Raw genomic sequence first — 24,532 nt, 5'->3', positions numbered from 1 at the left:
GGTTACGCCTCGACCAGCTTCAGTGTTCGGTCGAACACGCCAAGCACCCGGCCGAGTTCCTGGCCGCGCTTGAGGATGCGCCCGCCGGCGGCGATGACGGCGAACGCGCCTTGCCGGCGCGCCAGCTTCGGATCCTTGACGATCTGGAAAAGCGGCACTTCGCTGGTGCGGCGGAAGACGGAAAAAACGGCGCGGTCGGCGAGATGGTCGATGGCATAGTCGCGCCACTCATTGGCGGCAACCATACGGCCGTAGAGCCTGAGGATCTGGTCCAGTTCGCGCCGGTCGAACCGCACCGGCTGGTCGAGGCGTTCGCGTCTTGCCTCATGCAGCGGGATCAATATTGCGGATGCGTCCCCATCCTCCGTCCCGCTGCTGCGATCAGTCATGCCTGGATCCTCGCAATGAATCGTACGCCGACCAAAGTTGGCGCTTTCGTTGCCGAATTGCAAGGCCCGGCCGGGCAACGGCAGCACCGCGCGGTTTCTCCAGCGTCCAGTCACGTTTGCGAAACGCCTGTTGAAATTGGTGATGCTTTGCCACAATCCTGCCTTTTTTTATCCGTGCTCATGCCCCAATGTCCGACGAATTTACCGGCGTTGCCTGAGACGGTTCGGTCCGGCACCGGCTCGTAAACCCCAAGCCCCCCGCCCACGGGTCTGCGTCGGATCGAACCAACCTCGGTTTTTCCTTGGAAAGATCGGGTGCGACGATCCCAAAACCTAAATGACCGGCGTCAGAAGCAAGCTGACGCCGGTTTTTTATTAGCCGTGGCGATGCGATCCATCCAGATAGGCTGTCGTCGGAGGCTTGAGCGCGGTTATCCCTTCTCCCACAACAAGGGGAGAACGGGGGGCGCCCTATCTAAGGCTTGCGGATAAAGGCTGCGCCCAGGATCGGCCCGGGCATGCCGTCCTTGCCGACCGACTGCAGCAGCACGGCGCAGCCGCCCTTCTTGGCGATCTCGCTCATCGGCAGTTCGTAGCGCTGCGCCTTGCCGTGCCACATGCCGGCGGTCTGGATGCTGGAGACGGCGTTCCAGTAGGTCATGCTGCGGCCGCTGTTTTCGCCCTTGCCGATCTTTATCGTCTGCGGCGGATTGAAATAGACGATGACGACATGCGCGTCGGTTGGGCCGGTCACAGCGTCGCCGGCATCGATCATGACGCGATCGCTGGTCCGGCTGACCTTGATGCCGACGCGCATGCCTTCGCCGACCCTCTCCATGCGGGCCAGCGCGCCGTCGACTTCCTTGCGGCTGGCGCCGTTGACATGGCTGCGGCCGTTTATGACGGCTTGCGGGGTGTAGACGGAACGACTGCCGAAGGCGCGCATATACTCGTATTGCCGCTCGGTATTTTCCTTGCGGCTCAGCGTGTCCTGCCAGCCGAGGTAATCCCAATAATCGACATGATAGGCGAGCGCGACGATGTCCTCTTTGGCGGCGAGCTCGGCGAAGAATTCATCTGCCGGCGGACAGGAGTTGCATCCCTGGCTGGTGAAGAGCTCGACGACGCCTAATGGCTTGTCGGTTGGCTCGGCAAGGGCCCTGCCGGCAAACGCCGAGAGGGCCAGCGCAAGGGCCGCAAGCCGCAATGGTCTTCGAGATGGCATAGCCGTTCCGATCCCGCCGGTGACGCCGGCTTTGTTCTGGTTGTCGAAATATGTGGCAGAAGCGGCAGTCAACGGGAAGTCACGTTGCGGTGAAATTTTGCCGTTGCAACCGCTGGCAAGGGCGCAATAGGTGGACTTGCACTTTACGATGGAAGCGATTCGGGCGGCAATCAGCATGTGGCAATCTCTCCTGGCGCCGGTCGACCTCTATTGCGAACGGACGGGGCCGGAATTCTGGGCCGAGCCGCTCAATGCGCTGAGCAATCTGGCTTTTTTTGCCGCCGGGCTATGGGGTGTCTGGCAGGTGCGCAAGCGCGGCACCGGCACCTTCGCCGAAGTGCTGGCCTGGTGGGTGGTGGCGATCGGCGTCGGCTCGTCGCTGTTCCACACCTTTGCCAACCGTGGCACGGTCTGGGCCGACGTGCTGCCGATCGCCGGGTTCACGCTGGCCTACACGCTGTTCAACCTGCGGCGTTTTCTCGGCATGAAATGGGGCAAGGCGATCGCCATTTTCGTCGCCTTCTATGCCGTCGCCGGGCTGGTGACCTTTGCCGTGCCCGACTGGCTGCGCCAGGCGTCGAACGGGACGACCGGCTATCTGCCGCCCTTCCTGGCGCTCGCCTTCTTCGGCGCCATGGTGGCGGCCAGCGGCAACCGTGCCGGCTGGTACAATCTGGCGGGCTCGGCGATCTTCGTCGTGTCGGTCATCTGCCGGATGATCGATCCGCTGGTCTGCGGCGGCTTTCCGCTCGGCACGCATTTCCTGTGGCACATATTCAACGGGCTGATGCTCGGCGTGCTGCTGGCGGCGACAGCGCGGTTCGGAAAGCCGGGAATTAGGGCAGTAGGGCAGTAGGGCAGTAGGGCAGTAGGGCAGTAGGGGATAAGTCGCTTCTCCTTGCTTCACCCTACTGCCCTACTCCCTTATTGCCCTACTCCCTTAAGCGGCCAGATCGCGCAGCACGTATTGCAGGATGCCGCCATTCTTGAAGTAGTCGAGCTCGTCCAGCGTATCGATGCGGCAGATGATCGGAACCTCTTTGACGCTGCCGTCGCCGTAGGTGATCCTGGCGATCATCTTCTGCCGCGGCTTGATGTTGCCCAGTCCGTCGATCTCGACCAGTTCGTCGCCCTTGAGGTTGAGCGAGGCCCATGAGGTGCCTTCCTCGAAGACGAAGGGGATCACGCCCATGCCGACCAAATTGGAGCGGTGGATGCGCTCGAAGGACTGGGCGATGACCGCGCGGACGCCCAGCAAATTGGTGCCCTTGGCCGCCCAGTCACGCGACGAGCCGTTGCCATATTCGACGCCGGCGAAGATGACCAGCGGCACGCCTTCCTTCTTGTATCGCATGGCGGCGTCGTAGATCGATTCCTCTTCTTTCGACGGGTAATGGATGGTGTAGCCGCCCTCGCGGCCGTTCTCGCCCAGCATGTGGTTGCGGATGCGGATGTTGGCGAAGGTGCCGCGCATCATTACCTCATGATTGCCGCGGCGCGTGCCGTACTGGTTGAAATCGGCGACGCCGACGCCGTGGTCGGTGAGGTACTTGCCGGCCGGCGAGGCCGCCTTGATCGAACCGGCAGGCGAAATGTGGTCGGTGGTGATCTTGTCGCCGAACAGACCGAGCACACGCGCGCCCTTGATATCGCCGATCTTGCCGAAGCCCGACGTCATGCCGGCGAAATAGGGCGGGTTCTGCACATAGGTGGAATTGTCGTCCCAGGCATAGGTCTGGCCTTCCGGCGCCTTGACGTTCTGCCAGTACTCGTCGCCCTTGAAGACGTCTGCATATTTGCGGGCGAACAATTCGCGCGTGACGTTCTTCTCGATGAATTCCTGGATCTCGACCGAACTCGGCCAGATATCCTTGAGATAGACCGGATTGCCGTTGCGATCCTCGCCGAGCGGTTCGGTGGTCAGATCCTTGGTCACGGTCCCGGCCAGCGCGTGGGCGACGACCAGTGGCGGCGAGGCGAGATAGTTCGCTTGCACGTCGGGCGAGACGCGGCCTTCGAAATTGCGGTTGCCGGACAAGACTGCCGCAGCAATCAAGCCCTTATCGTTGATGGTCTTGGAGATCGGCGCCGGCAATGGGCCGGAATTGCCGATGCAGGTGGTGCAGCCGAAGCCGACCAGGTTGAAGCCGATCTGGTCGAGCTCCTTCTGCAGGCCGGATTTCTCGAGATATTCGGCGACGACCTGGCTGCCCGGCGCCAATGAGGTCTTGACCCACGGCTTCTGCTTGAGGCCGAGCCGGTTGGCATTGCGCGCCAACAGCCCGGCGCCGATCAGCACGCTCGGGTTCGATGTGTTGGTGCAGGAGGTGATGGCGGCGATGACCACATCGCCATGGCCAAGATCGTAGCTCGTGCCCTCGACGGCATAGCGCTTGTCGATTTCGGCGGCCTTCCTGTATTCGGACTCCATGGCCTTGGCGAAGCCAGCCGGAATGTCTTCAAGTGCGACCCGGCCTTCCGGCCGCTTCGGGCCGGCCATCGACGGGACGACACTGCCGAGATCGAGCTCCAGCAGGTCGGTGAAGACCGGATCGGCCGAGCCGGCATCGCGCCACAAGCCTTGCGCCTTCGAATAAGCCTCGACCAGGGCGATGCGGCTTTCGTCGCGACCGGACATTGTCAGATAGCGGATGGTTTCGCTGTCGACCGGGAAGAAGCCGCAGGTGGCGCCATATTCCGGCGCCATGTTGCCGATGGTGGCGCGGTCGGCCAGCGTCATGTTGGACAGGCCCGGCCCGAAGAATTCGACGAACTTGCCGACGACGCCCTTCTTGCGCAGCATCTGGGTGACGGTGAGCACCAGGTCGGTGGCGGTGACGCCTTCCCTCAGCCTGCCGGTGAGCCGGAAGCCGATGACTTCAGGCAGCAGCATGGAGACCGGCTGGCCAAGCATCGCGGCCTCCGCCTCGATGCCGCCGACGCCCCAGCCGAGCACGCCGAGGCCGTTGATCATCGTGGTATGTGAATCGGTGCCGACGCAGGTGTCGGGATAGGCGGTGGTCTCGCCGTCTTCGCTGTTGGTCCACACGACCTGGCCGAGATATTCGAGATTGACCTGATGGCAGATGCCGGTGCCGGGCGGCACGACGCGGAAATTGCGGAACGCCTGCTGGCCCCATTTCAGGAACTTGTAGCGTTCCTCGTTGCGCTCATATTCAAGCTCGACATTGCGGGCGAAAGCCAACGGCGTGCCGAATTCGTCGACGATGACCGAGTGGTCGATGACCAGATCGACCGGCACCAGCGGATTGATCTTTTGCGGATCGCCGCCGAGCGAGGCCATGGCGTCGCGCATGGCGGCAAGGTCGACCACGGCTGGAACGCCGGTGAAATCCTGCATCAGCACGCGAGCCGGGCGATAGGCGATCTCGACGCCGGCGGTGCCCCGGTCAGTCAGCCAGCCGGCGACCGCCTGGATGCTCTCCTTGGTAACGGAACGGCCGTCCTCGTTGCGCAGCAGATTCTCCAGCAGCACCTTCATCGAATAGGGCAATTGGGCAATACCGGTGAGGCCGTTCTTTTCGGCCTCGACAAGGTCATAGTAAATGTACTCGGTGCCGCTGGCGGTCAGCGTGCGGCGGCAATTGAAGCTGTCGAGTGATTTGGACACGTGCGATCCCTAACTGTCGGTTGCCGGAAGGGAACGGACGCCAGTGGGCATGCAAATCACGCGCAAAGGTGCGGGTACGGCCATTTCCGCTATCCGTTCCCAAGCGTCCGGGCCGTTCAAGGCGGCACGCGCGCTGGTTCGGCGCAAATTCGGTTCCCGTGCCGACCGCTGGCACGGATGATGCGGATATAGAGAATTTTCTGGAATAGTTCTAGACACGGAATCGCCATTTTTGCTGCGGCGCACCGAAGCCGCGCCTGAACTTTCGGCGAAGGGGGACGGATGCGGCTGATCGCCGAAAATCTGGGCGGCGAACGCGGCGGCGAGACGGTATTTTCCGGCATCGAATTCGCGCTGGGGGATGGCCAGGCTCTGGTCGTCACCGGGCCGAACGGCGCCGGCAAATCGACGCTGCTCAGGATCGTCGCCGGACTGTTGCCGGTGGCGGCAGGCCGTGTGCGGTTCGAAGATGGTGGCGAAGACTTTGCGTCGGCGGCCTCGGCGTGCCACTATCTCGGCCACCTCAACGCGATGAAGACGGCGCTGAGCGTTACGGAAAACCTGTGCTTCTGGCGCGATTTTTCGGGCGCCGGTTCCGCGGGTGTTGGAGAGGCGCTGGAAACCGTCGGGCTGGGCGGCATCGGCCATCTGCCTTTCGGCTATCTCTCGACCGGGCAACGCCGCCGCGCGGCGATTGCAAAACTGCTGGTAAGCCACCGGCCATTGTGGCTGCTCGATGAGCCGACGGCAGGACTGGACAACGCTTCGGAGGAGAGATTCGGCGAATTGATGGGGAAGCACCTCGAGAGTGGGGGGATCGTGGTTGCGGCGACGCATTTGCCGCTTGGGATCGAGGGAAAGGAATTGAGGATGACCGGCTGATGTTGGCATTCCTTCACGGGCGAAAGCATCTCACATCATGCTAGCCCTCTTCCTGCGCGACATCCGCCTGAGTATCCGCGCCGGCGGCGGGGCGCTTACCGGCGTGATTTTCTTTCTCGCCGTTATCGCGACCATCCCCTTCGGCGTCGGTCCCGAGCTGAAGCTGCTGGCCCGCATCGGCCCGGCGATCCTGTGGATCGCCGCATTGCTGGCCTGCTTGCTCGGCCTCGACCGGCTGTTCCAGGCCGACCGCGAGGACGGCTCGCTCGATCTTCTGGTGCTTGGCAACGACCGGCACATGCTGGCCTTGACCGTTCTGACGAAATGCCTGGCGCATTGGGCGGGAAGCGTGCTGCCGCTGGTCATCGCCGCTCCCTTGCTCGGCCTGTTCATGAACATGGAGCCCATCGGCATCGGTGCGACGGCGCTGACGCTTCTGGTCGGTACGCCGGCGATCACCTTCATCGGTGCCGCCGGTGCCGCGGTGGCGGTGGCGCTGCCGCGCGGGGGCCTGCTGATCTCGGTGCTGGTGCTGCCGCTAACCATTCCCGTGCTGATCTTCGGCGTATCAGCAAGCTATGGCGCGGTGGCGAACCCCGATCCTTTTCTGCAGCCCTTCCTCATTCTCGCCGCGCTGACCCTGTTCCTTGCCGTGCTCGGGCCGGTGGCGGCGGCGCTGGCGCTTCGGCACGGAACGGATTGATGTGGCCGCTGCGCATAGAGAACCCGATCTTTCTCCAGACAATCTACGGCAACTATCCGGACCTGTCTTCCGTCGAGGTAACCAAGGCCGAAATCAATCGTGAAGGGCCTAGCATGTACCTTTCCTTCATCTCGACCGTCCTCCCCTACCGGCCCCCCGCCAAATGGGCGGCGTTCAATGCCGTGTCTTTCGGGCTTGAGTTCATCGCGGTCGAATCGATTAGCCTTCGCAAGTTCCGGAGCCATGGCTGGAGTGCAATCAGGATGTGGGATGACGCCGGTAGAATCCTGCTTACCTGCGAAGGGGCTGTCAGGCTGTCTCTGACGTGCCAATACATGCGTATCAAAAACATATCAGGTGTTTTGCGTTCGCAGTGACCTTCGGCTTGCGATAACCGCAAATCTGCCGCAGACCCGTTCATTGCGACAAACAGCCGGTGAGGCTATGAATTCCGCCGTGAGAAGCCTTGGATCGGGAAAATGAGCGTTCACGCCCTTTATGTCACCGCCGCCTATGCGATCACGGCCGTGGTGCTGGGTGGGCTGATCGGCTGGATTCTGCTCGACCAGCGCGGCCGCAAGCGAGAGCTTGCCGAGCTGGAGGCATCCGGCGTGCGCCGGCGCTCCGATAAGGCAGTAAAATCATGAGCACGGAAACCCAAACACCGGCGCGCCGCCGCCTGATCGTGCTGCTGCCGCTGGTGGTCTTTCTCGGGCTGGCGGGATTGTTCCTGGCGCAGCTTTTGTCCGGGCGCGACGTGTCGGAAGTGCCGTCAGCGCTGATCGGCCTGCCGGCGCCGCAGACCAACCTGCCGGCGCTCGAAGGCACCAATTTGCCGGGCCTCGATTCAAAACAGTTCGCCGGCAAGGTGACGCTGGTCAACGTCTTCGCGTCCTGGTGCGCGCCGTGCCGCGAAGAGCATCCGGTGCTGCTGGCGCTGTCGCAGGACAGACGCTTCGTCATGGCGGCGCTGAACTACAAGGACCAGCCGGAAAACGCCCGTCGGTTCCTTGGCGATCTCGGCAATCCATTCCAGGCGATCGGCGTCGACCAAGCCGGACGCACGGCGATCGACTGGGGTGTCTACGGCGTGCCGGAAACCTTCGTCATCGGCAAGGATGGCAAGATCGCCTATAAGCATGTCGGGCCGCTGACGCCGGACTCGGCGCGGACGCTGCTGTTACCCGAAATCGAGAAGGCGCTCGCGGCTCCGGGCTGAGACACCTGAAACGCGATGGACGAACGAGACATCCGCGATCATTTTCTGGCACAGGCGAAAGCCTGCGATGGACTTGGCTCGCCTTTCACCGCGAATTTATGCCGTGCGCTCGCTAAGGTTCTCGACGCAAACACCAGGACCGGGCAGGCGGTGCTCGGTTGGCCGGGCGACGCGCGCGCCGACGCCCTCGCATTGCGGCTTTGCGGCGCGCTGCATGGGTTGGTCCTGACGGGTGCCAATGAGCGATTGGCACTGATCTATCCGCCCAACCAGACAAGCGAATCCGAGATCGCGGCGGTGCTGCCGGAGGCAATTGCGCGATCCGACGAGCGGATCGTCGCCGGCCTCGCCGGTGCGCCGCAGACCAATGAAATCGCCCGGTCGGCGATGCTGCTGCCTGGATTTCTGACGGTCGCGCGGGAAACCGGCCTGCCGCTGGACTTGTGCGAGATTGGCGCCAGCGCTGGGCTCAATCTCCTGTTCGACAGCTTTCACTACCGCTACGGCGATGCCGAGTGGGGCGACCGGACCTCCACCGTTCGGTTGGCGCCGGAGGTGCGCGGACTCGCTGTTCCGCTTGGTGGAGCGATCGACGTCCGCCACCGCGCCGGCTGTGACATCGCGCCGGTAGATGTCGCCGACGCAGCCACACGGTTACGGCTTCGGTCTTACGTCTGGGCCGATCAGGCTACGCGGCTGGCCCGGCTCGACGCTGCGCTGTCACTTGCCGAAAAGTTTCGACCGCCACTTGTCAAAGCGGACGCGGCGGATTTTGTCGGGAAGGCGCTGGCCGCGCGGCAGGAGGGTGGCGCTTTTGTGCTCTATCATTCGATCATGTGGCAATACCTGCCGCGGGCGACCAAGGATGCGATCATCGTCGCCCTGGAGCAGGCGGGCAGACAGGCCACGGCCGCTGCGCCTATCGCAAGGCTGAGGATGGAGCCGCGCGATCCCACAAACAATTGGGCGGTACTCAGCCTGACTTTATGGCCGGGCGGCGAGACGCACCGCCTGGCCCATTGCGATTACCACGGCCGCTGGATCGAATGGGTGGGCTAAGCCCGATCCCATTCACTCAGCCGTAGATCTGCTTGTGGACCTGGTAGAGCATTTCTGAGCGGTCGGCGCGCATGTCGGCGAGGTCGCGGCTGCTGAAGCTGTCGATTTCGGCGACGAGGCGGTTGTAATGCCGGCGCTTGGCGATGCTGGCGCGAGCGCGGCTCATGAGGCTGTCGATGATCATAGCGAGTTTCCTTTTGCGCCGCATTTCGCGGCCAGTTGTTCCTCCCTTGATCTATACGGAGCATGACATAGTTATGGTGCGTTGCAAAAATAAGATGTTGCAATGCACCATTGCACTGGGCGCATAGCCGGTTAACGGGATGTGACCTGCCGTCCGGGCCAGCATTCGCATTCCATAATGCCTCTGACGCATCATCGATCTTGCCATATCGATCGTGGGCTGGCTTGATCGCGCCTTGCCAAGCGACTGCTACCGGGAGGAACCATGGCCAGCGAATTCTACGAAGTTCTCGATCCGCGCTTTTCGCGGCTGTTCAACGGCAATGCACAGGTCGACAGGCTGTTTACCGGCTGCCGATGGGCGGAAGGACCGGCCTGGTTCGCGGCCGGGCGCTATGTGGTCTGGTCCGACATCCCGAACAATCGCATGCTGCGGTACGACGAGACCGACGGCAGCGTCAGCGTGTTCCGTCAGCCGTCCGGCAATTCCAACGGCAACACCGTCGACCGGCAAGGCCGGCTGGTTACTTGCGAGCATTCCGGCCGCCGCGTCAGCCGCACCGAGCATGACGGCTCGGTCATCACCATCACCGACAAATGGCGCGGCAAGCGGCTGAACTCGCCCAATGACGCGGTGGTCAAGTCCGATGGCTCGATCTGGTTCACCGATCCGAGCTACGGCATCGATACCGATTACGAGGGCGACAAGGCCGAAAGCGAAATCGGCGCCTGCCATGTCTACCGGGTCGATCCCGGCACCAGCGAGACCGAGGCGGTGATCACCGACATGGTCAGGCCCAACGGGCTCGCCTTCTCGCTCGACGAGCGCCAACTCTATGTCGCGGATACCGGCCGCACGCATGGTGCGCAAAATCCGGCACACATCCGGGTGTTCAATGTCGGCCAGGGCGGCAAGACGGTCTCAGGCGAAAAGGTCTTTGCCGACTGCACCGCCGGCCTGTTCGACGGTTTCAGGCTGGATGCGGACGGCCGCATCTGGACCAGTGCCGCCGACGGGGTCCATTGCTACGATCCAGACGGGACGCTGATCGGCAAGGTCAAGGTACCGGAAGTCGTTGCTAATTGCGTGTTCGGCGGCAACAAGCTGAACTGCCTCTACATCGCCGGCACGACCTCGCTCTACATGGTCCGGCTCATGGTCAACGGCGCCAAAACCTACTGAGCGGCCGCCAAGCATATGCAAGGGAGGGAACCATGCCATTCGTGAATATCCGCCTGGTCAAGGAGGTGATTGCCGACGACCCGGCCGGCAAAAAGGCCGCGATCGCCGCCCAGGTGACGGCGGCCATCACCGGCGTCACCGGCCTGACCAACAACGATGTCTGGGTGGTTTTCGAGGAGGTCGCTGCACGCGACTGGTTCGTCGGCGGGACCGACGTCGAGACGCGGAGGAGCAAGGGATAGTTCCCGGCACAGATTGGCCGCAGCTCCTAGCGTCGTCATCCCGGGGGCGGAGCAGGAGCGAAACTCCGTCGCGGAGACCCTGGGATGGCGAAAGCACGGTCCGGCGTTCACCGCGAGCGGATGAACTCCGCGAAGGCGGATAGGGCATCGCGCATCGTCAGCCGGTTTTCCGGCTGCGACAAGATATCCTCCACCTCCGGCGGCTTCTTGCCGAGCAGCGCTATTTCGAGCGCTGCTTCCTCATGGAGCGCAAAAGACATTGTCCGCATGATCTCGACCAGTGCGGCGCGGGCAAACAGCGAGCGCGGCGAGGCATGCACCAGCATGGCTGGCTTGCCAACGGCGGCATCGCGCGACACCAGCCAGTCAAGCGCGTTCTTCAGGCCGCCTGGCACACCGTGGGCATATTCCGGGCAGGAGACGATGACGCCGTCAGCGGCGGTGACCGCATCGATCAGCACTGCTGCTTGCGGCGGCGTCCGCTCGCCTTCGTCGTCGGGGTTGAAGATCGGCAGCCGGCCAAGCCCATCATAGACGGAGACGCGACAGTCCGGCGGCGCGTTTTGCGCGAGTGCCGCGACCAGGGCCGAATTGGTCGAGGCGGCGCGCAGGCTGCCGGAGATGGCGAGGATGTTCAGCAAGGAATGGAGACCGGCTTGGGCGATTCGTTGCCGGGCACGCTACCACATGGTCTCCCTGTATTCCTCATCCAGCCAGCGGTCGGTCGCCTCGGCCGAATCGGCGAGCGCCAGCTGGTCGCGCAGGATCTGGCCGAGCGTCGGCAGCGTCGCGCAGTCGTACCAGCTCTCCGGCTTCCACAGTTCGGAGCGCATGAAGGCCTTGGCGCAATGCATATAGGCGGCCTTGACCGTCACCACGACGACGCTTTGCGGCGCCTTGCCGTCGACCGCCAGCCGCTCGCGTAACGCCGCATCGACGGTGATGCGGGCATCGCCGTTGACACGCAGCGTCTCGTTCATGCCGGGAATGAGGAAGAGCAGCCCGACCGAGGGATTGAGAAGGATGTTCTCCAGCGTGTCGAGCCGGTTGTTGCCCGGCCGGTCGGGGATGGCGATGGTCTTCTCGTCGAGCACTGCCACAAAACCCGGCCTGTCGCCCTTGGGCGTCACATCGGCATTGCCGGCGCCGTCGGACGAGCCGATCAGCACGAACGGGCTCTTGCCGATGAATGAACGGCAGTGGCCATCCAATGTCTTCAATTCCTTGCGGATCGAGCCGTCGGTCAGCCGAGGCGTCTTGTAGATCGTCCTCAACTCGTCGCGCGTGGTGATGAATTCCATGCCCCTCTCCCCTTATTCTGATGCAATTCCCTAGGGAAAACGCTACGCGCTTTTCCCGGGAAAACCGCTACACACTTTCCTGGAATTGCTCTATTTGCCGGCCTTCTCTTCCTTGCCGGCCTTGTCCTCGAGCGAATGGCGCAGGATCAACCGCATTTGGCTTAACGTGAAGACAAGGGTAATGGGAATCGTGCCCCAGACCTTGAAATAAAGCCAGGCTTCCTCAGAAAAGTTGCGCCACACGATCTCGTTCAGCGCAGCCAGAAAAAGGAAGAAGAGTCCCCATCGGAAAGTGAGCTTGCGCCAGCCTTCGGCGTCGAGATTGAAGGCGGAATCAAAGACATAGCCCAACAGCGATCTGCCAAACGCCAACCCGCCAAGCAACGTGATGCCGAACAGGCTGTTGATGATTGTCGGCTTCATGAAAGCGAAGGTCTTGTCCTGCAGCCACAGCGCCAGCGCGCCAAACACAAACACCACGATGGCCGAGACCAACGGCATGATCGGCCAGCTGCGCGTCAAAATCCACGAAACGCTGAGCGATAGCGCCGTCGCCACCATAAAGAACGCTGTGGCAATCAGGATAGGCTCGCCGATATGGCCGAGGATCGGAAACTTCCCGACAAGCCACGCGCCGCGGATGGTGGTGAAAAAGAACACCAGGCCAGGCCCGAGTTCGAGCAGGAATTTCAGGCCGGGGTTCAACGCCCTGCGTCGCGGATCGGACGGGTCGCCTTCGAGGATGGGTGGGTTCATAGCGTCCTTCTTACGCATGATCCAATCCAAAGAGCCTGCAACTTTTCGGAATCATGCTCGTCAAGCCACTCCAGCGATCGCTCTGGCGAATTCGCTTGCGGAAAAGGGTTCGAGGTCGTCGACCTGTTCGCCGACGCCGATGAAATAGACCGGCAATTTGTGCTTTGCCGCGATCGCCACCAGAATACCGCCGCGCGCCGTGCCGTCCAGCTTGGTCATTACCAGGCCGTTGACGCCGGCGACATTGCGGAAGATCTCGACCTGGTTGAGCGCATTCTGGCCGGTGGTGGCATCGACCGTCTGCAGCACGGTATGCGGCGCTTCCGGATCGAGCTTGCCCAGCACCCGGACGATCTTTTCCAGTTCCGCCATCAGTTCGGTCTTGTTCTGCAGCCGCCCGGCGGTGTCGATGATCAGCACGTCGGAGCCGGCCTCCTTCGCGCGCTCGAATGCATCGTAGGCGAGGCCGGCGGCATCGGCGCCGAGCTTCGAGGCAATGACCGGCGAGTTGGTACGCTCGCCCCAGATCTTCAGCTGCTCGATCGCGGCGGCGCGAAAAGTGTCGCCGGCGGCGAGCATCACCGAGAGGCCGCCATCGGTCAGCTTTGCCGCCAGCTTGCCGATGGTTGTGGTCTTGCCGGTGCCGTTGACACCGACGACCAGGATGACATGCGGCTTGTGGCTGAGATCGAGTTCTAGCGGCATGGCGACATGGGTCAGTACCTTCTCCACCTCGGCCGCCATGATGGCGCGGACTTCGGTGTCGGAGACGTCCTTGCCGTAGCGGCTGGCGGAGAGCGCGTCGGTAACGCGCAAAGCCGTCTCCATGCCGAGATCGGCGCGGATCAGCACATCCTCCAGGTCCTGCAGCGTATCCTCGTCAAGCTTCCGCTTGGTGAAGACGCCGGCGATGTTGCCGGACAACTCCCGGGAAGACCGGGCAAGCCCGTCTCGCATGCGCTGGAACCAGGAACGCCTCGGCGCCGGTTCGGGCGCCTTCTGCGGCTCGGCTTTCTGCTCGACCTTCTTGGTTACGGTGACTTTGCCGGGGGCGGGCTTTGGCTCCAGCGCTGGTTGCGGAACGGCTTCCGGCTCGGGCTTTACCTCCCCCTCGATGGGAGGGTGGGGCGCCGGCAGGACCTCCGGTTCGGGCGCGATCTCGGTCAAGATCGGTTTCGTCTCGACCGGCGCTGGCTGGCGGATCGGGGGCGGTATTTCGGCGGGCGGGACTTCGTGCACTGGCGCTGCTGAGGGAGCCTCGGTGGGCACTACCGGCACTTCGACGGGTGCAGGTTCCGGCTGGGAGGGGACGATTTCTGGCTGCTGCGGCTCGGCCCGGATCTCCTCCGGTTCCTCAGCAGGCGTTTCCGGCTCGGGTGGAATGGTCGGCGGCGGCTCAGGCTTCTGCTCTTCCGGCGCCGGTTGCGGTGCCGGAGGCAACTCTGGTTCGACTGGCGGTGGAGGTACGGCTTCGACTTCGGGCCGCGATTCTTCGCGTTTCAAAAACTCCGGGACGGCCTGCTCGGCGGCCGGTTTCAGCGCCTCCAGTTCGTCCCATTTGATCGGCGGCAGCGGCGCGGCCTCGTCGGGCCGCTCCTCGACGACTTCCTTCTTGCCGAACGAAAATATCTTCTTGAAAAACCCAGCCATGTCTTGCGCTCTCAGGCGGCGCGGGCGGCAAGCGGCGCGGCGATCAGTCGGATACCGTCATGGCCGGCGATATCAGCCTCGACAATGTCGCCCGGAGCGCCGGCAGAGACCGCGGCCAGCGTAAACCCTTCGGTGCGGCCAAGGCCGTCACGCTCGACCAGGATCGACTGATGCGTTCCAGCGAGCGAGGCAAGATGGCGGCGATAGGCGGCCTCGCCGGCGGCGCGCAGGCGTGCCGCGCGTTGCTTGACGACGTCGCGGCGGAGCTGCGGCATGCGCGCGGCGGGCGTGCCCTGGCGCGGCGAAAACGGGAAGACGTGGAGATGCGTCAGGCCGCATTCCTCGACGATCTCCAGCGAGTTTTCGAACATGGCGTCCGTCTCGGTCGGGAAGCCGGCGATGATGTCGGCGCCGAAAACAATGCCGGGGCGCAGTTTGCGCACATCCTCGCAAAAGCGGATCGACTGGTCGCGGCTGTGCCGGCGCTTCATCCGCTTCAGGATCATGTCGTCACCCGATTGCAGCGACAGATGCAGATGCGGCATCAGCCTCGGCTCGGTGGCGATGGCGTCCAGCAGATCGTCGTCGGCTTCGATCGAGTCGATCGAGGAAAGCCGCAGGCGTTTCACGTCTGGCACCTGCTTCAGGATGGTCTTGACCAATTTGCCGAGCTTCGGTGCGCCCGGCAGATCGGCGCCAAAACTGGTCATGTCGACGCCCGTCAGCACGATCTCGGCATAACCATTGCCGACGAGTCGCTTGATCTGCTCGACCACGGCGCCCATCGGCACCGAGCGCGAATTGCCGCGACCGTACGGAATGATGCAGAAGGTGCAGCGGTGGTCGCAGCCGTTCTGCACCTGGACAAAAGCGCGCGCCCGGCCCTCGATGGCGTCGACCATGTGGGCGGCCGTCTCGCGCACCGAAAAGATATCGTTGACGCGCGCCTTCTCAGTGTCGTTGATGCCGAAATCCGGCAGCGCGCGATAGGAATGCGCCTTCAGCTTTTCCTCATTGCCGAGGACGAGATCGACCTCGTCCATGGCGACGAAATCCTGCGGGCCGGTCTGCGCGGCGCAGCCGGTGACGATGATGCGGGCGGCCGGGTTCTCACGGCGGGCTTTTCTGATCGACTGCTTGGCCTGGCGTACAGCCTCGCCGGTGACGGCGCAGGTGTTGAAGATGATGGCACCGCCTTCGAGGCCGCCGAGGCCCGCACTTTCGGCTTCACGCCGCATCACCTCGGATTCATAGGTGTTCAGCCGGCAGCCGAAGGTGACGACCTCGATACCCTTGTTGCCAAGAGGAGCCATCAGGCGGCGCTTTCGGTGTCGCGCGCCCACGCCCCGGTCGACGGATCGAAGCTGCCGGAAAATTCCCATTCGGCGGCACCGGTGAGGATGACGTGGTCGTCGTCGCGCCACAAAACATGCAGCGAGCCGCCGCCGGGCGTCATCAGCGTGACGCCGCGGCCGGTACGCCGGGTGCGGGACGCGGCGACCACAGCGGCGCAAGCAGCCGTGCCGCAGGCCTTGGTCAGACCGGCGCCGCGCTCCCAGGTGCGGATGGCCATGGTCTCCGGCGAGGTCACCTGCGCGATGGTGATGTTGGCGCGCTCGGGGAAGATCGGATGGTTTTCGAGCAGCGGGCCGAAGCGCTCGAGCTCGTACGACCAGACGTCGCGGTCGACCCAGAAGATGGCGTGCGGATTGCCCATCGAGACGACCGACGGCGAATGCAGCACCGGAGCATCGATCGGGCCGATCTGCAGCTCGATCATGCGGGTGTCGCGGAATTCCTCGGCCAGCGGGATGTCCTGCCAGCCAAAGCGCGGCCTGCCCAGGTCGACCGAGATCATTCCGTCGGCATGTTCCTCGGCATTGAGGATGCCGGCGACTGTTTCAAAGGCAAATGTCTTCTGGCCGGTCTCGGCGGCGAGCGCCTGGACGACACAACGCATGCCGTTGCCGCAGGCTTGCGCCCTGGTTCCGTCGGAATTCAAGATGTCGATGAAAAAGGCGGTGCCCGGCGTCCTGGGGTCGTGGATCGCCATGATCTGGTCGAACCTGGTCGCCGCATCGGCATTAAGCGCGACGGCTGCCGCAGGCGCCACGCGATCGGCACGGCCACGCATATCGGCAACGATGATTTCGTTGCCGATGCCGTTCATCTTGGCGAAAGGGGCCGCGCTTGCCATCGATCGAAAGGTCTCTTGCCGGTTTGGCGCCTATATGGCGGATAGCGGCAGAAATTACCAGCGCGGCGTGATTTTCAAGTCACCGCGAAGACGCCAAGCACGATCAGCAGGAAGATGATCAGCACGATGCCGATGAGGATGCGCGCGCCGGTGGCGGCGGCTCCGGCCAGTGCCGGCATGCCGAGCAGGCTCGCCGCGGCCGCGATAATCAAAAGAATGATGATCCACCTGATCATGAGAGACACCTCGCAGCCGACAGGTTTGAACACCTACAAACGTCTATGTGATGCCTTAGGTTCCGCCGCGCTAGACCGCCGGCACGTCCCAGACTTCGCCCGGCCGCAAGGCGCGAAAACGTTGCCGCGGCAGGCCGGCAGCATCGAGCGCTTCGCCGAGCTTTCTGGGCGGCTCGTCGATCGGCTCGTTGGTGAGCCGGAACGTGCCCCAGTGACAGCCGGCTGCATAGGCGGCGTTGCACAAAAGCATGCCTTGCACCGCCTCCTCCGGATCCTGGTGATGTGGCGCCATGAACCAGCGCGGCTCGTAGGCGCCGATCGGCAGGATGGCGAGGCGGAAGCCGCCGTGCTTTTGCGCCATCAGCCGGTAATTGATGCCACTGTGGAAGCCGGTATCGCCGGCGAAATAGATCTTTGCGTCGGGTGTCTCGAGGACGAAACCCGCCCACAGCGCCATGCGCCGGTCGCGAGTACCGCGGGCCGACCAGTGGTGCACCGGCTCGACATGGACGGCGACGCCATCGCCGATATCGACCCGGTCGCCCCAGTCATGCGCGGAAAGCCTCATACGGGGCACGGCAGCGCCGATGATCGTGTCGTTGCCGAGCGGCGTCAGCAGCAGCGGGTCGTGTCTTGTCTTCAGGCGCTTCAGCGTGGCGAGGTCGAGATGGTCGTAATGGTTGTGGCTGACCAGCACGAGGTCGATCGGCGGCAAATGCGAAAACGCGATGCCCGGCGGATTGACGCGTTTCGGACCGGCGAAGGAAAGCGGCGAGACGCGTCGCGACCAGACTGGGTCGGTCAGGATGTTCAGGCCGGCTGTCTGGACGAGCAGCGAGGAATGACCGACCATGGTGAGGCGCAGCGCAGAACCATCGATGCGCTCGACCGGTCTTGCCGGTGGAAACGGGCTCGGATCCGCCGCCGGCCATTTCGAGCGCTCGCGGCTCAATTGCCATTTCAACAGATCGGCAAAGCGACCCGGCGGCCGTCCGTCGGGATTGAAGAACAAGGTGCCGTCGAAATGATCGCTGGGCGGCCCGCTGTAATAGCGGTTGGCGGCTCTCTTTCTCGCGGCCAAGAAATCGGCTCCCTGCAGTTTGCTGATCGCCAAGAGATAATGCCGGCGCCGGCCCGCACAAGCATTTGAGGTGAACGCCAGGGATTTGGCGCCAGCGCGCCGTATCGAATCAACCGGAGGTGTCGGCCAAACGGCCAAGGCGTAACGCAATTTCAGACAATGTGCATTTTGCGACAAATTTGCAACATTACCGGCGCAAACCGTATTTTAACCATATCGGGTTGAAATTTCGCCACCTTCTCCATCTTGGTGAGGGGGACATTGCGCGGACGGCACCCCCAGCCCGATCCGACGGAGGTTGAAGAATGAAATTTTCGAAAACCGGCCTGCTGGCCGTATCGCTGGCCGCGCTCGTTGCGAGCGGCTGTTCAACCTCACGGTTCACATCGATGGACGAGCAGCAGCCGGCGCCGCTGGAAGCTGCGCCCGCCGGCAAGGTGACCGCAAACCAGCTGCCGCCGCCGGCGACACCCGGCCCGGCCGATCCGTCGAAATTTCCTACCGCGCCGCAGAACACCCAGGTCGCCTCGCTGCCGCCGGACGGGACGGCGCCTGCCGGTGCGGCCGACCTTACCGCGTCCAGCGTCGCCGGCGTGTGGAAGGCAAGCGTGTCCGGCCAGAGCTGTCAGGTGGCGACGCCGCAGACCAAATTCGGTTCGGGCTACCGCGCCGGACCGCTGCATTGCCCGGCGCCGCTCGATGGCATCAAATCGTGGAACGTCGCCGGCAAACAGCTGACGCTCTTTGACGAGAATGGCGGCACGCTGGCACGGCTCTATTCTTCGGGCGGCGAGAAATTCGACGGCCAGACTTCCAACGGCCTGCCGATCTCGCTTACAAGGTAAGAGAACGGCCCCCATTGTTACGCAATTCCGGACGGAAAACCGTTACACACTTTTCCTGGAATTGCCTCTTTTGTTTTTTACGCAATTCCGGACAGAAAACCGCTGCACACTTTTCTTGGAATTGCTCCGGAACGACGTGACCAATGCATCTGCGTGACGGCCTCCAGACCCATGCGACCGTCAAGCAGCGCTATGACCATCTGGTCGAGACGGGCGCCATCGGGCGCGATCCGGCGCAGGAGCGGATCGCCGCTGCGCTCGACCGGCTGATCGAAGAGATATCGGCAAAGCGGCTGGCGCAGAAATCAAGCGCGCTGGGGTGGTTGTTCGCCCGCAAGCGCGAGGTGCACGAGGCGGTCAAGGGCCTTTATATCCATGGCGGCGTCGGCCGCGGCAAGACCATGCTGATGGACATGTTTTTCGAGCTGCTGCCGGTGCGGCGCAAGCGCCGGGTGCATTTCAACGACTTCATGGCCGACGTGCAGGACCGCATCCAGAAGCACCGACAGGCTCGCAAGAACGGCACGGCCAAGGAGGACGATCCGATCCCGCCGGTGGCGCGCGCGCTGGCCGAGGAAGCCTGGGTGCTATGCTTCGACGAGTTCTCCGTCACCGACATCGCCGATGCGATGATCCTGTCAAGGTTGTTTTCGGCGTTGTTTGCCAATGGCGTGGTGCTGGTTGCCACTTCCAATGTTGCGCCGCAGGATCTCTACCGCGACGGCCTGAACCGTCAGTTGTTTTTGCCGTTTGTCGCTATCCTGGAGCGCCACGCGCAGGTGCTGGCGCTTGACGCCGACAAGGATTACCGCCTCGACAAGCTCAGCCGCATGCCGGTCTACGTCACCCCGGCCGATGCCGCCGCCGACCATGCGCTCGACGACGCGTGGGCGGTGATGACACATGGCAGGCCGACGGCCGAGACGATGCTGACGGTGAAGGGCCGGCACGTCATGGTGCCGCGGGCTGCAGGGGAGGCTGCGCGGTTTTCCTTCGCCGATCTCTGCGAGAGGCCGCTCGGCGCCCGCGACTATCTTGCCATTGCCGCCCGCTTCTCGACCATCTTCATCGACCATGTGCCGGTGCTCGGCGAAGGCAAGCGCAACGAAGCCAAGCGCTTCATCCTGCTGGTCGATACGCTCTACGATCATCATGTACGGCTGGTGATGAGCGCCGCGGCACCGCCGGCGCAGCTCTATACGGCCAAGCGCGGCAACGAAGTCTTCGAGTTCGAGCGCACCGCATCGCGGCTGATCGAGATGCAGAGCCACGACTGGCTGGAGGACTGGGCGAAGAGGCAGAGAGCGCAGGGATCATCGACGGAGGCACGGCAGGCACAGGCGTGAGGGATAGTACCGAAGGGGGCGCTGCCGCCAGCGCCTATAATCGATAAACATACATGACGAACCCCTCCGCCGGCCCATGCGGCTCTTTTCGCGACTCGTAAAGTGCGCGAGCAGCAACATTGTCCGGCTCGGTGCCGACCCACGCCTCCTCACAATGCTCGCGACCGAGTGCGAACATGGCGCCGAGCATCCTCGTCGCAATGCCCTGGCGTTGAAAGGCCGGCGCCACGCCGACCTCGTCTACGTAGAGTTCGCTCACCTTGTCCGGGTGGCGGTGGATGACGGCTGCGCATTGGCCAACGACGATGCCGTCGGCGAGGGCCACGACCATGAAATGACCGGGCTCCGCGAGATAGGCGGAGAGCCGATCCGGCCTGACCGGCTCGTCGAAGACTTCGTCGGCAACCCGCATCACAAGGGCGTCATCGTCAGGAAACAGCCTTCTGATTTCCAGTGCCATTGTGTAGAATTCCTCTAGTCGGCTTCAGAATTTTGACGTTTACGTAACTCCCATTGTTTCTAACCGATTGAAATTACTCACTCCAAAATAATCGTTTGAATTTTTGTGCGGCCGGGGCTATTGCGTGCGGCGAATTTCGCGGTTCCGCAGCATTCCGGCCTCTTCCTCCGACGCCGTCATCAAATCGTCAAGGATTTGGGCGCCGTCATAGTCAAAGGGAAAACATCCTGACATGGCACGCAACAAGATAGCGCTCATCGGCTCGGGCATGATCGGCGGCACCCTCGCCCACATGGTCGGCCTCAAGGATCTCGGCGACGTCGTGCTGTTCGATATCGCCGAAGGCATCCCGCAAGGCAAGGGACTGGACATCGCGCAGTCGTCGCCGGTCGATGGGTTCGACTCGAGGCTGACCGGCGTCAACGACTATGCCGGCATCGAGGGCGCCGATGTCTGCATCGTCACCGCCGGCGTGCCGCGTAAGCCCGGCATGAGCCGCGACGATCTTCTAGGCATCAATCTGAAGGTGATGGAGCAGGTCGGCGCCGGCCTCAAGAAATACGCGCCGAAAGCCTTCGTCATCTGCATCACCAATCCGCTCGACGCCATGGTCTGGGCGCTGCAGAAGTTTTCCGGCCTGCCCAAGAGCCATGTCGTCGGCATGGCCGGCGTGCTCGACAGTTCGCGCTTTCGTTATTTCCTGGCCGAGGAATTCAAGGTCTCGGTCGAGGACGTCACCGCCTTCGTGCTCGGCGGCCATGGCGATTCCATGGTGCCGATGATCCGCTATTCGACGGTTGCCGGCATCCCGCTGCCCGACCTCATCAAGATGGGCTGGACCTCGAAAGAGCGGCTCGATCAGATCGTGCAGCGCACCCGCGACGGCGGCGCCGAGATCGTCGGCCTGCTCAAGACCGGCTCTGCCTTTTATGCGCCGGCCGCCTCGGCCATCGCCATGGCCGAAGCCTATCTCAAGGACAAGAAGCGGGTGCTGCCCTGTGCGGCGTACCTCTCCGGCCAATATGGCGTCAAGAACACCTATGTCGGCGTTCCCGTGGTAATCGGGGCCGGCGGCGTCGAGCGGATCATCGAGATCGAGCTCGCGAAGAGCGAGCAGAAGATGTTCGACAATTCGGTCGCGGCGGTGCAGGGCCTGTGCGACGCCTGCGTCAAGATCGCTCCGCATCTCGCGGCCAAGTAAGCCGGTAACCAAGCCCGCCAAGCAAGCTGGAGACATAGCGCATGAACATCCATGAGTATCAGGGCAAGGCGCTGCTGAAAGGCTTTGGCGCACCCGTGGCCGAGGGCGTGCCGGTGTTCAAGGCGAGCGAGGCGGAAGCTGCCGCCAAGGCGCTGCCAGGCCCGCTCTATGTGGTCAAGAGCCAGATCCATGCCGGCGGCCGCGGCAAGGGCAAGTTCAACGAGCTCGGCCCCAATGCCAAGGGCGGTGTCAGGCTGGCAAAGTCGGTGGCCGAGGTCGTCGCCAACGCCGAGGAGATGCTCGGCCATACGCTGGTCACCAAGCAGACCGGCCCGGCCGGCAAGCAGGTCAACCGGCTCTACGTCGAGGACGGCGCCGACATCGACCGCGAGCTCTATCTGTCGATCCTGGTCGACCGCTCGGTCGGCCGCGTCGCCTTCGTCGTCTCGACCGAGGGCGGCATGGACATCGAGGCGGTCGCCCACGACACGCCGGAAAAGATCATTACCGTCGCCATCGACCCGGAAAAGGGCGTGACGGCCGACGATGTGAAGAAACTCAACGCCGCACTGAGACTCGACGGCGACGCCGCCAGGGATGGCGCGACCCTGTTTCCGATCCTCTACAAGGCGTTTGTCGAGAAGGACATGAGCCTGCTCGAGGTCAACCCTTTGATCGTCATGAAGAACGGCCGGCTGCGCGTTCTCGACGCCAAAGTGTCGTTCGACAACAATGCGCTCTTTCGTCACCCGGACGTGCTTGAATTGCGCGACACCACCGAAGAGGACGAGAAGGAGATCGAGGCGTCGAAATACGACCTCGCCTATGTCGCGCTCGACGGCAATATCGGCTGCATGGTCAACGGCGCCGGCCTCGCCATGGCAACGATGGACATCATCAAGCTTTATGGCGCCGAACCCGCCAACTTCCTCGATGTCGGCGGCGGCGCGTCGAAAGAAAAGGTGACGGCGGCGTTCAAGATCATCACCAAGGATCCGGCGGTCAAAGGCATTCTGATCAACATCTTCGGCGGCATCATGAAGTGCGACATCATCGCCGAGGGCGTCATCGCCGCGGTCAAGGAAGTCGGCCTGCAAGTGCCGCTGGTGGTGCGGCTGGAAGGCACCAATGCCGAGCTCGGCAAGAAGATCATCAACGACAGCGGGCTAAATGTTGTGTCGGCCGACGATCTTGATGACGCGGCCAAGAAGATTGTCGCGGCCGTGAAGGGGTAAAGGGCAGTCGATGATTTCGACCCGACTTCTGTGCGCAATTGGGTTCGGCTGTCTGGCCGTTCCATCGCAATCAGAAGAGATTTCGGATGCAGTCGTGCTCTATGAGAATATTTGCATAGCGTCTGACGGTGATTTGATGAGAAGCGAGCAATTGGCTCTAGAGAATGGGTTTTCAATCCGTTCGAACGATTTCGGCATAAAAACCTATGTTCGCGACCGATCCGGAAACCTCTCTAGGCCTTTTGTGACCCTGAGGTCTGCGAGAACAGATGGAAGTGGTCCTGCGATAGATGTTTGCGAGGTTTTTGGAACTACGACTCGGATATCAGAGTTCGATAACTATGTCCGATCGCAAGGTTTGGTCGAAATACCAAAAGAACAAATTATTGACGATCTGCCGGACCAAACCTTGATGCGGTTTTTCGTAAGCAAAGAATGTGAGACTTCGGTTCAAAACGACGGAAAGTGCCGTTTTGTCGGAACGATAAGCGACCAGCCGCTGGATGGTAAGCTGACAGGAGTTTTTCGTTTCGGGTCTAATTCTCCGCATCATGGGGTCAGTCCGGAATGACCCGCGAGCAAATTTCGAGCGAGGATGACGGCCCTCAGCGTGAAGGAATGAGCCTGTGCCTCCGCACAAGATAAACCTCGTCGAGGCGGCGGATCAGAAGATCAAGAAGGTCTTCGATCCGCATATCGCCGGCGACGTGAACGACAGCCAGGTCAAGATCGCCAAGTTCGGCGAGGTCTTCGATTGGCACGCGCATGACAATGAGGACGAGGCCTTCCTGGTGCTGCGCGGCCGCATCGCCATCGATTTCCGCGACGGCACGGTGGAACTCGGCAGCGGCGACTTCATCGTCGTGCCGCGGGCGGTCGAGCACCGGCCGCGCTCACTGAGCGAGGAACCTGTCGTGCTGATGTTCGAGCCGGCGACGACGCTCAACACCGGCAACGCTAAGAGCGACCTCACCGTCGCCGATCTCAAGCGGCTCTGACCATGAACGCTGCGCCCTTCTCCTCACTCTCGGCCGATCACCAGCGCCTGCGGGCGCTGGTCGGAGCGTGGCGCGGCGAGGAAGAGGTGTCGGCCACGAAATGGGCCGATGGCGGAACAGCGAGTTCGGAAATACTGGCAGAGGCACAGTTCGGCGGCCTGTTCGTAGTACAGCGCTATCGCCAGCGCCGCGACGGCACGGTTTCGTTCGGCGCGTACAGCGTGTTCGGCTTCGACCAGCAAAACAAAATCGTCACCATGCACCAGTTCGATTCGATGGGTTTCGTGCCGATGTCGCCGGCCAAAGGCAGCTGGAACGGCACGGAGCTGGTTCTGGAGCGGTCGTCGCAGCGCGGCTCCGCGCGTGTGACTTATATTTTCGACAATGCCGATGCCTTCCGCATGCGACTGCATTTCAAACCTGCCGGCGGCGATGGCTGGCAAGACATGGTGAGCGGCGTCTACCGGCGCGTCTCGCCTTCCTCGATCAACGGTTTTTAGAAAAGGGCTC

At 62.8% G+C, this 24,532-nt stretch carries 29 protein-coding genes; 16 read left to right on the top strand and 13 right to left on the bottom strand.

Annotation, left to right across the window (positions count from 1 at the left end; translation table 11 throughout):
• Nucleotides 1–2: 2 nt before the first annotated feature.
• Together NKJ15_RS28975 and NKJ15_RS28970 are read right to left on the bottom strand one after the other, a co-directional pair.
• Nucleotides 3–389, bottom strand: coding sequence for a DUF2794 domain-containing protein (locus NKJ15_RS28975; protein WP_031212724.1), 387 nt, complete (start codon nucleotides 387–389; stop codon nucleotides 3–5).
• 475 nt (nucleotides 390–864) lie between these two features.
• On the bottom strand, nucleotides 865–1,614 hold the full coding sequence (locus NKJ15_RS28970) for a DUF1223 domain-containing protein (protein WP_352470828.1): 750 nt from the start codon (nucleotides 1,612–1,614) through the stop codon (nucleotides 865–867).
• 175 nt (nucleotides 1,615–1,789) lie between these two features.
• On the opposite strand from NKJ15_RS28970, the gene NKJ15_RS28965 reads away from it, so the two are divergent.
• Nucleotides 1,790–2,470, top strand: coding sequence for a ceramidase domain-containing protein (locus NKJ15_RS28965; RefSeq protein ID WP_352470827.1), 681 nt, complete (start codon nucleotides 1,790–1,792; stop codon nucleotides 2,468–2,470).
• Between the two features lie 84 nt (nucleotides 2,471–2,554).
• Here the strand turns inward: NKJ15_RS28965 and acnA are convergent, their stop codons facing one another.
• Nucleotides 2,555–5,245: an aconitate hydratase AcnA gene (gene acnA / locus NKJ15_RS28960; RefSeq protein WP_352500813.1), complete on the bottom strand. Its 2,691-nt coding sequence runs from the start codon at nucleotides 5,243–5,245 to the stop codon at nucleotides 2,555–2,557.
• A gap of 282 nt (nucleotides 5,246–5,527) precedes the next feature.
• Between acnA and ccmA the strand changes: the two genes are divergently transcribed.
• From ccmA to NKJ15_RS28930, 6 genes are all read left to right on the top strand, one after another.
• The gene (ccmA, locus tag NKJ15_RS28955; RefSeq protein WP_352540815.1) at nucleotides 5,528–6,127 is read left to right on the top strand and encodes a heme ABC exporter ATP-binding protein CcmA; all 600 of its coding nucleotides are present in this window, start codon (nucleotides 5,528–5,530) and stop codon (nucleotides 6,125–6,127) included.
• 37 nt (nucleotides 6,128–6,164) lie between these two features.
• Entirely contained in the window at nucleotides 6,165–6,830 is a 666-nt protein-coding gene (gene ccmB, locus NKJ15_RS28950; protein ID WP_352470824.1) for a heme exporter protein CcmB, read from the top strand.
• The gene (locus NKJ15_RS28945; RefSeq protein ID WP_352470823.1) at nucleotides 6,830–7,207 is read left to right on the top strand and encodes an Imm50 family immunity protein; all 378 of its coding nucleotides are present in this window, start codon (nucleotides 6,830–6,832) and stop codon (nucleotides 7,205–7,207) included. The genes ccmB and NKJ15_RS28945 overlap by 1 nt, the downstream gene beginning before the upstream one ends.
• A gap of 102 nt (nucleotides 7,208–7,309) precedes the next feature.
• Nucleotides 7,310–7,477, top strand: coding sequence for a heme exporter protein CcmD (gene ccmD / locus NKJ15_RS28940; protein ID WP_352456348.1), 168 nt, complete (start codon nucleotides 7,310–7,312; stop codon nucleotides 7,475–7,477).
• Nucleotides 7,474–8,049 carry a DsbE family thiol:disulfide interchange protein gene (locus NKJ15_RS28935; protein WP_352491647.1) on the top strand — a complete coding sequence of 192 codons (576 nt, stop codon included), beginning with the start codon at nucleotides 7,474–7,476 and terminating at the stop codon, nucleotides 8,047–8,049. Before ccmD ends, NKJ15_RS28935 begins: the two co-directional genes overlap by 4 nt.
• 15 nt (nucleotides 8,050–8,064) lie before the next feature.
• The gene (locus tag NKJ15_RS28930) at nucleotides 8,065–9,108 is read left to right on the top strand and encodes a DUF2332 domain-containing protein (RefSeq protein WP_352491646.1); all 1,044 of its coding nucleotides are present in this window, start codon (nucleotides 8,065–8,067) and stop codon (nucleotides 9,106–9,108) included.
• A 16-nt stretch (nucleotides 9,109–9,124) separates the two neighbouring features.
• On the opposite strand, the gene NKJ15_RS28925 is transcribed toward NKJ15_RS28930, so the two are convergent.
• The gene (locus tag NKJ15_RS28925) at nucleotides 9,125–9,292 is read right to left on the bottom strand and encodes a hypothetical protein (RefSeq protein ID WP_023721879.1); all 168 of its coding nucleotides are present in this window, start codon (nucleotides 9,290–9,292) and stop codon (nucleotides 9,125–9,127) included.
• Nucleotides 9,293–9,556: 264 nt separating this feature from the next.
• Between NKJ15_RS28925 and NKJ15_RS28920 the strand changes: the two genes are divergently transcribed.
• Together NKJ15_RS28920 and NKJ15_RS28915 are read left to right on the top strand one after the other, a co-directional pair.
• Nucleotides 9,557–10,474 (top strand): SMP-30/gluconolactonase/LRE family protein, encoded by a 918-nt coding sequence (locus tag NKJ15_RS28920; protein ID WP_352819212.1) that lies wholly within the window; start codon nucleotides 9,557–9,559, stop codon nucleotides 10,472–10,474.
• 32 nt (nucleotides 10,475–10,506) lie between these two features.
• Nucleotides 10,507–10,716, top strand: a complete 210-nt coding sequence (locus NKJ15_RS28915) for a tautomerase family protein (RefSeq protein ID WP_352540817.1) — start codon at nucleotides 10,507–10,509, stop codon at nucleotides 10,714–10,716.
• Nucleotides 10,717–10,823: 107 nt separating this feature from the next.
• Here NKJ15_RS28915 and NKJ15_RS28910 read toward each other — a convergent pair whose 3' ends face one another.
• From NKJ15_RS28910 to NKJ15_RS28875, 8 genes are all read right to left on the bottom strand, one after another.
• Entirely contained in the window at nucleotides 10,824–11,357 is a 534-nt protein-coding gene (locus tag NKJ15_RS28910) for an NADPH-dependent FMN reductase (protein ID WP_352819211.1), read from the bottom strand.
• A gap of 39 nt (nucleotides 11,358–11,396) precedes the next feature.
• Nucleotides 11,397–12,017: a pyridoxamine 5'-phosphate oxidase family protein gene (locus NKJ15_RS28905; RefSeq protein WP_352819210.1), complete on the bottom strand. Its 621-nt coding sequence runs from the start codon at nucleotides 12,015–12,017 to the stop codon at nucleotides 11,397–11,399.
• Between the two features lie 90 nt (nucleotides 12,018–12,107).
• Nucleotides 12,108–12,773: a septation protein A gene (locus NKJ15_RS28900; protein WP_352770463.1), complete on the bottom strand. Its 666-nt coding sequence runs from the start codon at nucleotides 12,771–12,773 to the stop codon at nucleotides 12,108–12,110.
• Nucleotides 12,774–12,833: 60 nt separating this feature from the next.
• On the bottom strand, nucleotides 12,834–14,423 hold the full coding sequence (gene ftsY / locus NKJ15_RS28895) for a signal recognition particle-docking protein FtsY (protein ID WP_352819208.1): 1,590 nt from the start codon (nucleotides 14,421–14,423) through the stop codon (nucleotides 12,834–12,836).
• Nucleotides 14,424–14,434: 11 nt separating this feature from the next.
• Nucleotides 14,435–15,736, bottom strand: coding sequence for a tRNA (N(6)-L-threonylcarbamoyladenosine(37)-C(2))-methylthiotransferase MtaB (gene mtaB / locus NKJ15_RS28890; protein ID WP_352615477.1), 1,302 nt, complete (start codon nucleotides 15,734–15,736; stop codon nucleotides 14,435–14,437).
• Nucleotides 15,736–16,620, bottom strand: coding sequence for a diaminopimelate epimerase (dapF, locus tag NKJ15_RS28885; RefSeq protein ID WP_352819206.1), 885 nt, complete (start codon nucleotides 16,618–16,620; stop codon nucleotides 15,736–15,738). The genes mtaB and dapF overlap by 1 nt, the downstream gene beginning before the upstream one ends.
• A 74-nt stretch (nucleotides 16,621–16,694) precedes the next feature.
• Nucleotides 16,695–16,856 carry a DUF1328 family protein gene (locus NKJ15_RS28880; RefSeq protein WP_031195454.1) on the bottom strand — a complete coding sequence of 54 codons (162 nt, stop codon included), beginning with the start codon at nucleotides 16,854–16,856 and terminating at the stop codon, nucleotides 16,695–16,697.
• Nucleotides 16,857–16,926: 70 nt separating this feature from the next.
• Nucleotides 16,927–17,937, bottom strand: coding sequence for an MBL fold metallo-hydrolase (locus NKJ15_RS28875; protein WP_352819204.1), 1,011 nt, complete (start codon nucleotides 17,935–17,937; stop codon nucleotides 16,927–16,929).
• Nucleotides 17,938–18,242: 305 nt separating this feature from the next.
• On the opposite strand from NKJ15_RS28875, the gene NKJ15_RS28870 reads away from it, so the two are divergent.
• Both NKJ15_RS28870 and zapE read left to right on the top strand, forming a co-directional pair.
• Nucleotides 18,243–18,782, top strand: coding sequence for a protease inhibitor Inh/omp19 family protein (locus NKJ15_RS28870; protein WP_352450179.1), 540 nt, complete (start codon nucleotides 18,243–18,245; stop codon nucleotides 18,780–18,782).
• Nucleotides 18,783–18,925: 143 nt separating this feature from the next.
• The gene (gene zapE, locus NKJ15_RS28865; protein ID WP_352819202.1) at nucleotides 18,926–20,128 is read left to right on the top strand and encodes a cell division protein ZapE; all 1,203 of its coding nucleotides are present in this window, start codon (nucleotides 18,926–18,928) and stop codon (nucleotides 20,126–20,128) included.
• Nucleotides 20,129–20,162: 34 nt separating this feature from the next.
• On the opposite strand, the gene NKJ15_RS28860 is transcribed toward zapE, so the two are convergent.
• On the bottom strand, nucleotides 20,163–20,588 hold the full coding sequence (locus NKJ15_RS28860; protein ID WP_352819200.1) for a GNAT family N-acetyltransferase: 426 nt from the start codon (nucleotides 20,586–20,588) through the stop codon (nucleotides 20,163–20,165).
• Between the two features lie 232 nt (nucleotides 20,589–20,820).
• Between NKJ15_RS28860 and mdh the strand changes: the two genes are divergently transcribed.
• Genes mdh through NKJ15_RS28835 form a run of 5 tightly spaced genes read left to right on the top strand, consistent with a single transcriptional unit; the run spans nucleotide 20,821 to nucleotide 24,522 of the window.
• Nucleotides 20,821–21,789, top strand: coding sequence for a malate dehydrogenase (gene mdh / locus NKJ15_RS28855; protein WP_352456335.1), 969 nt, complete (start codon nucleotides 20,821–20,823; stop codon nucleotides 21,787–21,789).
• Nucleotides 21,790–21,830: 41 nt separating this feature from the next.
• Entirely contained in the window at nucleotides 21,831–23,024 is a 1,194-nt protein-coding gene (gene sucC, locus NKJ15_RS28850) for an ADP-forming succinate--CoA ligase subunit beta (RefSeq protein ID WP_352819198.1), read from the top strand.
• Nucleotides 23,025–23,034: 10 nt separating this feature from the next.
• Complete coding sequence (locus NKJ15_RS28845) at nucleotides 23,035–23,595, top strand: hypothetical protein (RefSeq protein WP_352819196.1); 561 nt, start codon at nucleotides 23,035–23,037, stop codon at nucleotides 23,593–23,595.
• Nucleotides 23,596–23,650: 55 nt separating this feature from the next.
• The gene (locus NKJ15_RS28840; RefSeq protein ID WP_352819194.1) at nucleotides 23,651–24,022 is read left to right on the top strand and encodes a cupin domain-containing protein; all 372 of its coding nucleotides are present in this window, start codon (nucleotides 23,651–23,653) and stop codon (nucleotides 24,020–24,022) included.
• Between the two features lie 2 nt (nucleotides 24,023–24,024).
• Nucleotides 24,025–24,522, top strand: coding sequence for a DUF1579 family protein (locus NKJ15_RS28835; protein WP_352767366.1), 498 nt, complete (start codon nucleotides 24,025–24,027; stop codon nucleotides 24,520–24,522).
• Nucleotides 24,523–24,532: the final 10 nt, after the last annotated feature.

Origin of the sequence: Mesorhizobium sp. M0207 (assembly GCF_040321995.1) — a bacterium.
Taxonomy (GTDB): domain Bacteria; phylum Pseudomonadota; class Alphaproteobacteria; order Rhizobiales; family Rhizobiaceae; genus Mesorhizobium.
The sequence above is the reverse complement of the archived record's forward strand: the minus strand, read 5'-3'. Positions and strand labels throughout refer to the sequence as shown.

Coding starts and splice junctions, on each gene's coding strand:
- NKJ15_RS28975 (WP_031212724.1), bottom strand. CDS start 389: ATGACTGATCGCAGCAGCGGGACGGAGGATGGGGACGCATCCGCAATA.
- NKJ15_RS28970 (WP_352470828.1), bottom strand. CDS start 1,614: ATGCCATCTCGAAGACCATTGCGGCTTGCGGCCCTTGCGCTGGCCCTC.
- NKJ15_RS28965 (WP_352470827.1), top strand. CDS start 1,790: ATGTGGCAATCTCTCCTGGCGCCGGTCGACCTCTATTGCGAACGGACG.
- ccmA (WP_352540815.1), top strand. CDS start 5,528: ATGCGGCTGATCGCCGAAAATCTGGGCGGCGAACGCGGCGGCGAGACG.
- ccmB (WP_352470824.1), top strand. CDS start 6,165: ATGCTAGCCCTCTTCCTGCGCGACATCCGCCTGAGTATCCGCGCCGGC.
- NKJ15_RS28945 (WP_352470823.1), top strand. CDS start 6,830: ATGTGGCCGCTGCGCATAGAGAACCCGATCTTTCTCCAGACAATCTAC.
- ccmD (WP_352456348.1), top strand. CDS start 7,310: ATGAGCGTTCACGCCCTTTATGTCACCGCCGCCTATGCGATCACGGCC.
- NKJ15_RS28935 (WP_352491647.1), top strand. CDS start 7,474: ATGAGCACGGAAACCCAAACACCGGCGCGCCGCCGCCTGATCGTGCTG.
- NKJ15_RS28930 (WP_352491646.1), top strand. CDS start 8,065: ATGGACGAACGAGACATCCGCGATCATTTTCTGGCACAGGCGAAAGCC.
- NKJ15_RS28925 (WP_023721879.1), bottom strand. CDS start 9,292: ATGATCATCGACAGCCTCATGAGCCGCGCTCGCGCCAGCATCGCCAAG.
- NKJ15_RS28920 (WP_352819212.1), top strand. CDS start 9,557: ATGGCCAGCGAATTCTACGAAGTTCTCGATCCGCGCTTTTCGCGGCTG.
- NKJ15_RS28915 (WP_352540817.1), top strand. CDS start 10,507: ATGCCATTCGTGAATATCCGCCTGGTCAAGGAGGTGATTGCCGACGAC.
- NKJ15_RS28905 (WP_352819210.1), bottom strand. CDS start 12,017: ATGGAATTCATCACCACGCGCGACGAGTTGAGGACGATCTACAAGACG.
- NKJ15_RS28900 (WP_352770463.1), bottom strand. CDS start 12,773: ATGAACCCACCCATCCTCGAAGGCGACCCGTCCGATCCGCGACGCAGG.
- ftsY (WP_352819208.1), bottom strand. CDS start 14,423: ATGGCTGGGTTTTTCAAGAAGATATTTTCGTTCGGCAAGAAGGAAGTC.
- mtaB (WP_352615477.1), bottom strand. CDS start 15,736: ATGGCTCCTCTTGGCAACAAGGGTATCGAGGTCGTCACCTTCGGCTGC.
- dapF (WP_352819206.1), bottom strand. CDS start 16,620: ATGGCAAGCGCGGCCCCTTTCGCCAAGATGAACGGCATCGGCAACGAA.
- NKJ15_RS28880 (WP_031195454.1), bottom strand. CDS start 16,856: ATGATCAGGTGGATCATCATTCTTTTGATTATCGCGGCCGCGGCGAGC.
- NKJ15_RS28870 (WP_352450179.1), top strand. CDS start 18,243: ATGAAATTTTCGAAAACCGGCCTGCTGGCCGTATCGCTGGCCGCGCTC.
- zapE (WP_352819202.1), top strand. CDS start 18,926: ATGCATCTGCGTGACGGCCTCCAGACCCATGCGACCGTCAAGCAGCGC.
- NKJ15_RS28860 (WP_352819200.1), bottom strand. CDS start 20,588: ATGGCACTGGAAATCAGAAGGCTGTTTCCTGACGATGACGCCCTTGTG.
- mdh (WP_352456335.1), top strand. CDS start 20,821: ATGGCACGCAACAAGATAGCGCTCATCGGCTCGGGCATGATCGGCGGC.
- sucC (WP_352819198.1), top strand. CDS start 21,831: ATGAACATCCATGAGTATCAGGGCAAGGCGCTGCTGAAAGGCTTTGGC.
- NKJ15_RS28845 (WP_352819196.1), top strand. CDS start 23,035: ATGATTTCGACCCGACTTCTGTGCGCAATTGGGTTCGGCTGTCTGGCC.
- NKJ15_RS28835 (WP_352767366.1), top strand. CDS start 24,025: ATGAACGCTGCGCCCTTCTCCTCACTCTCGGCCGATCACCAGCGCCTG.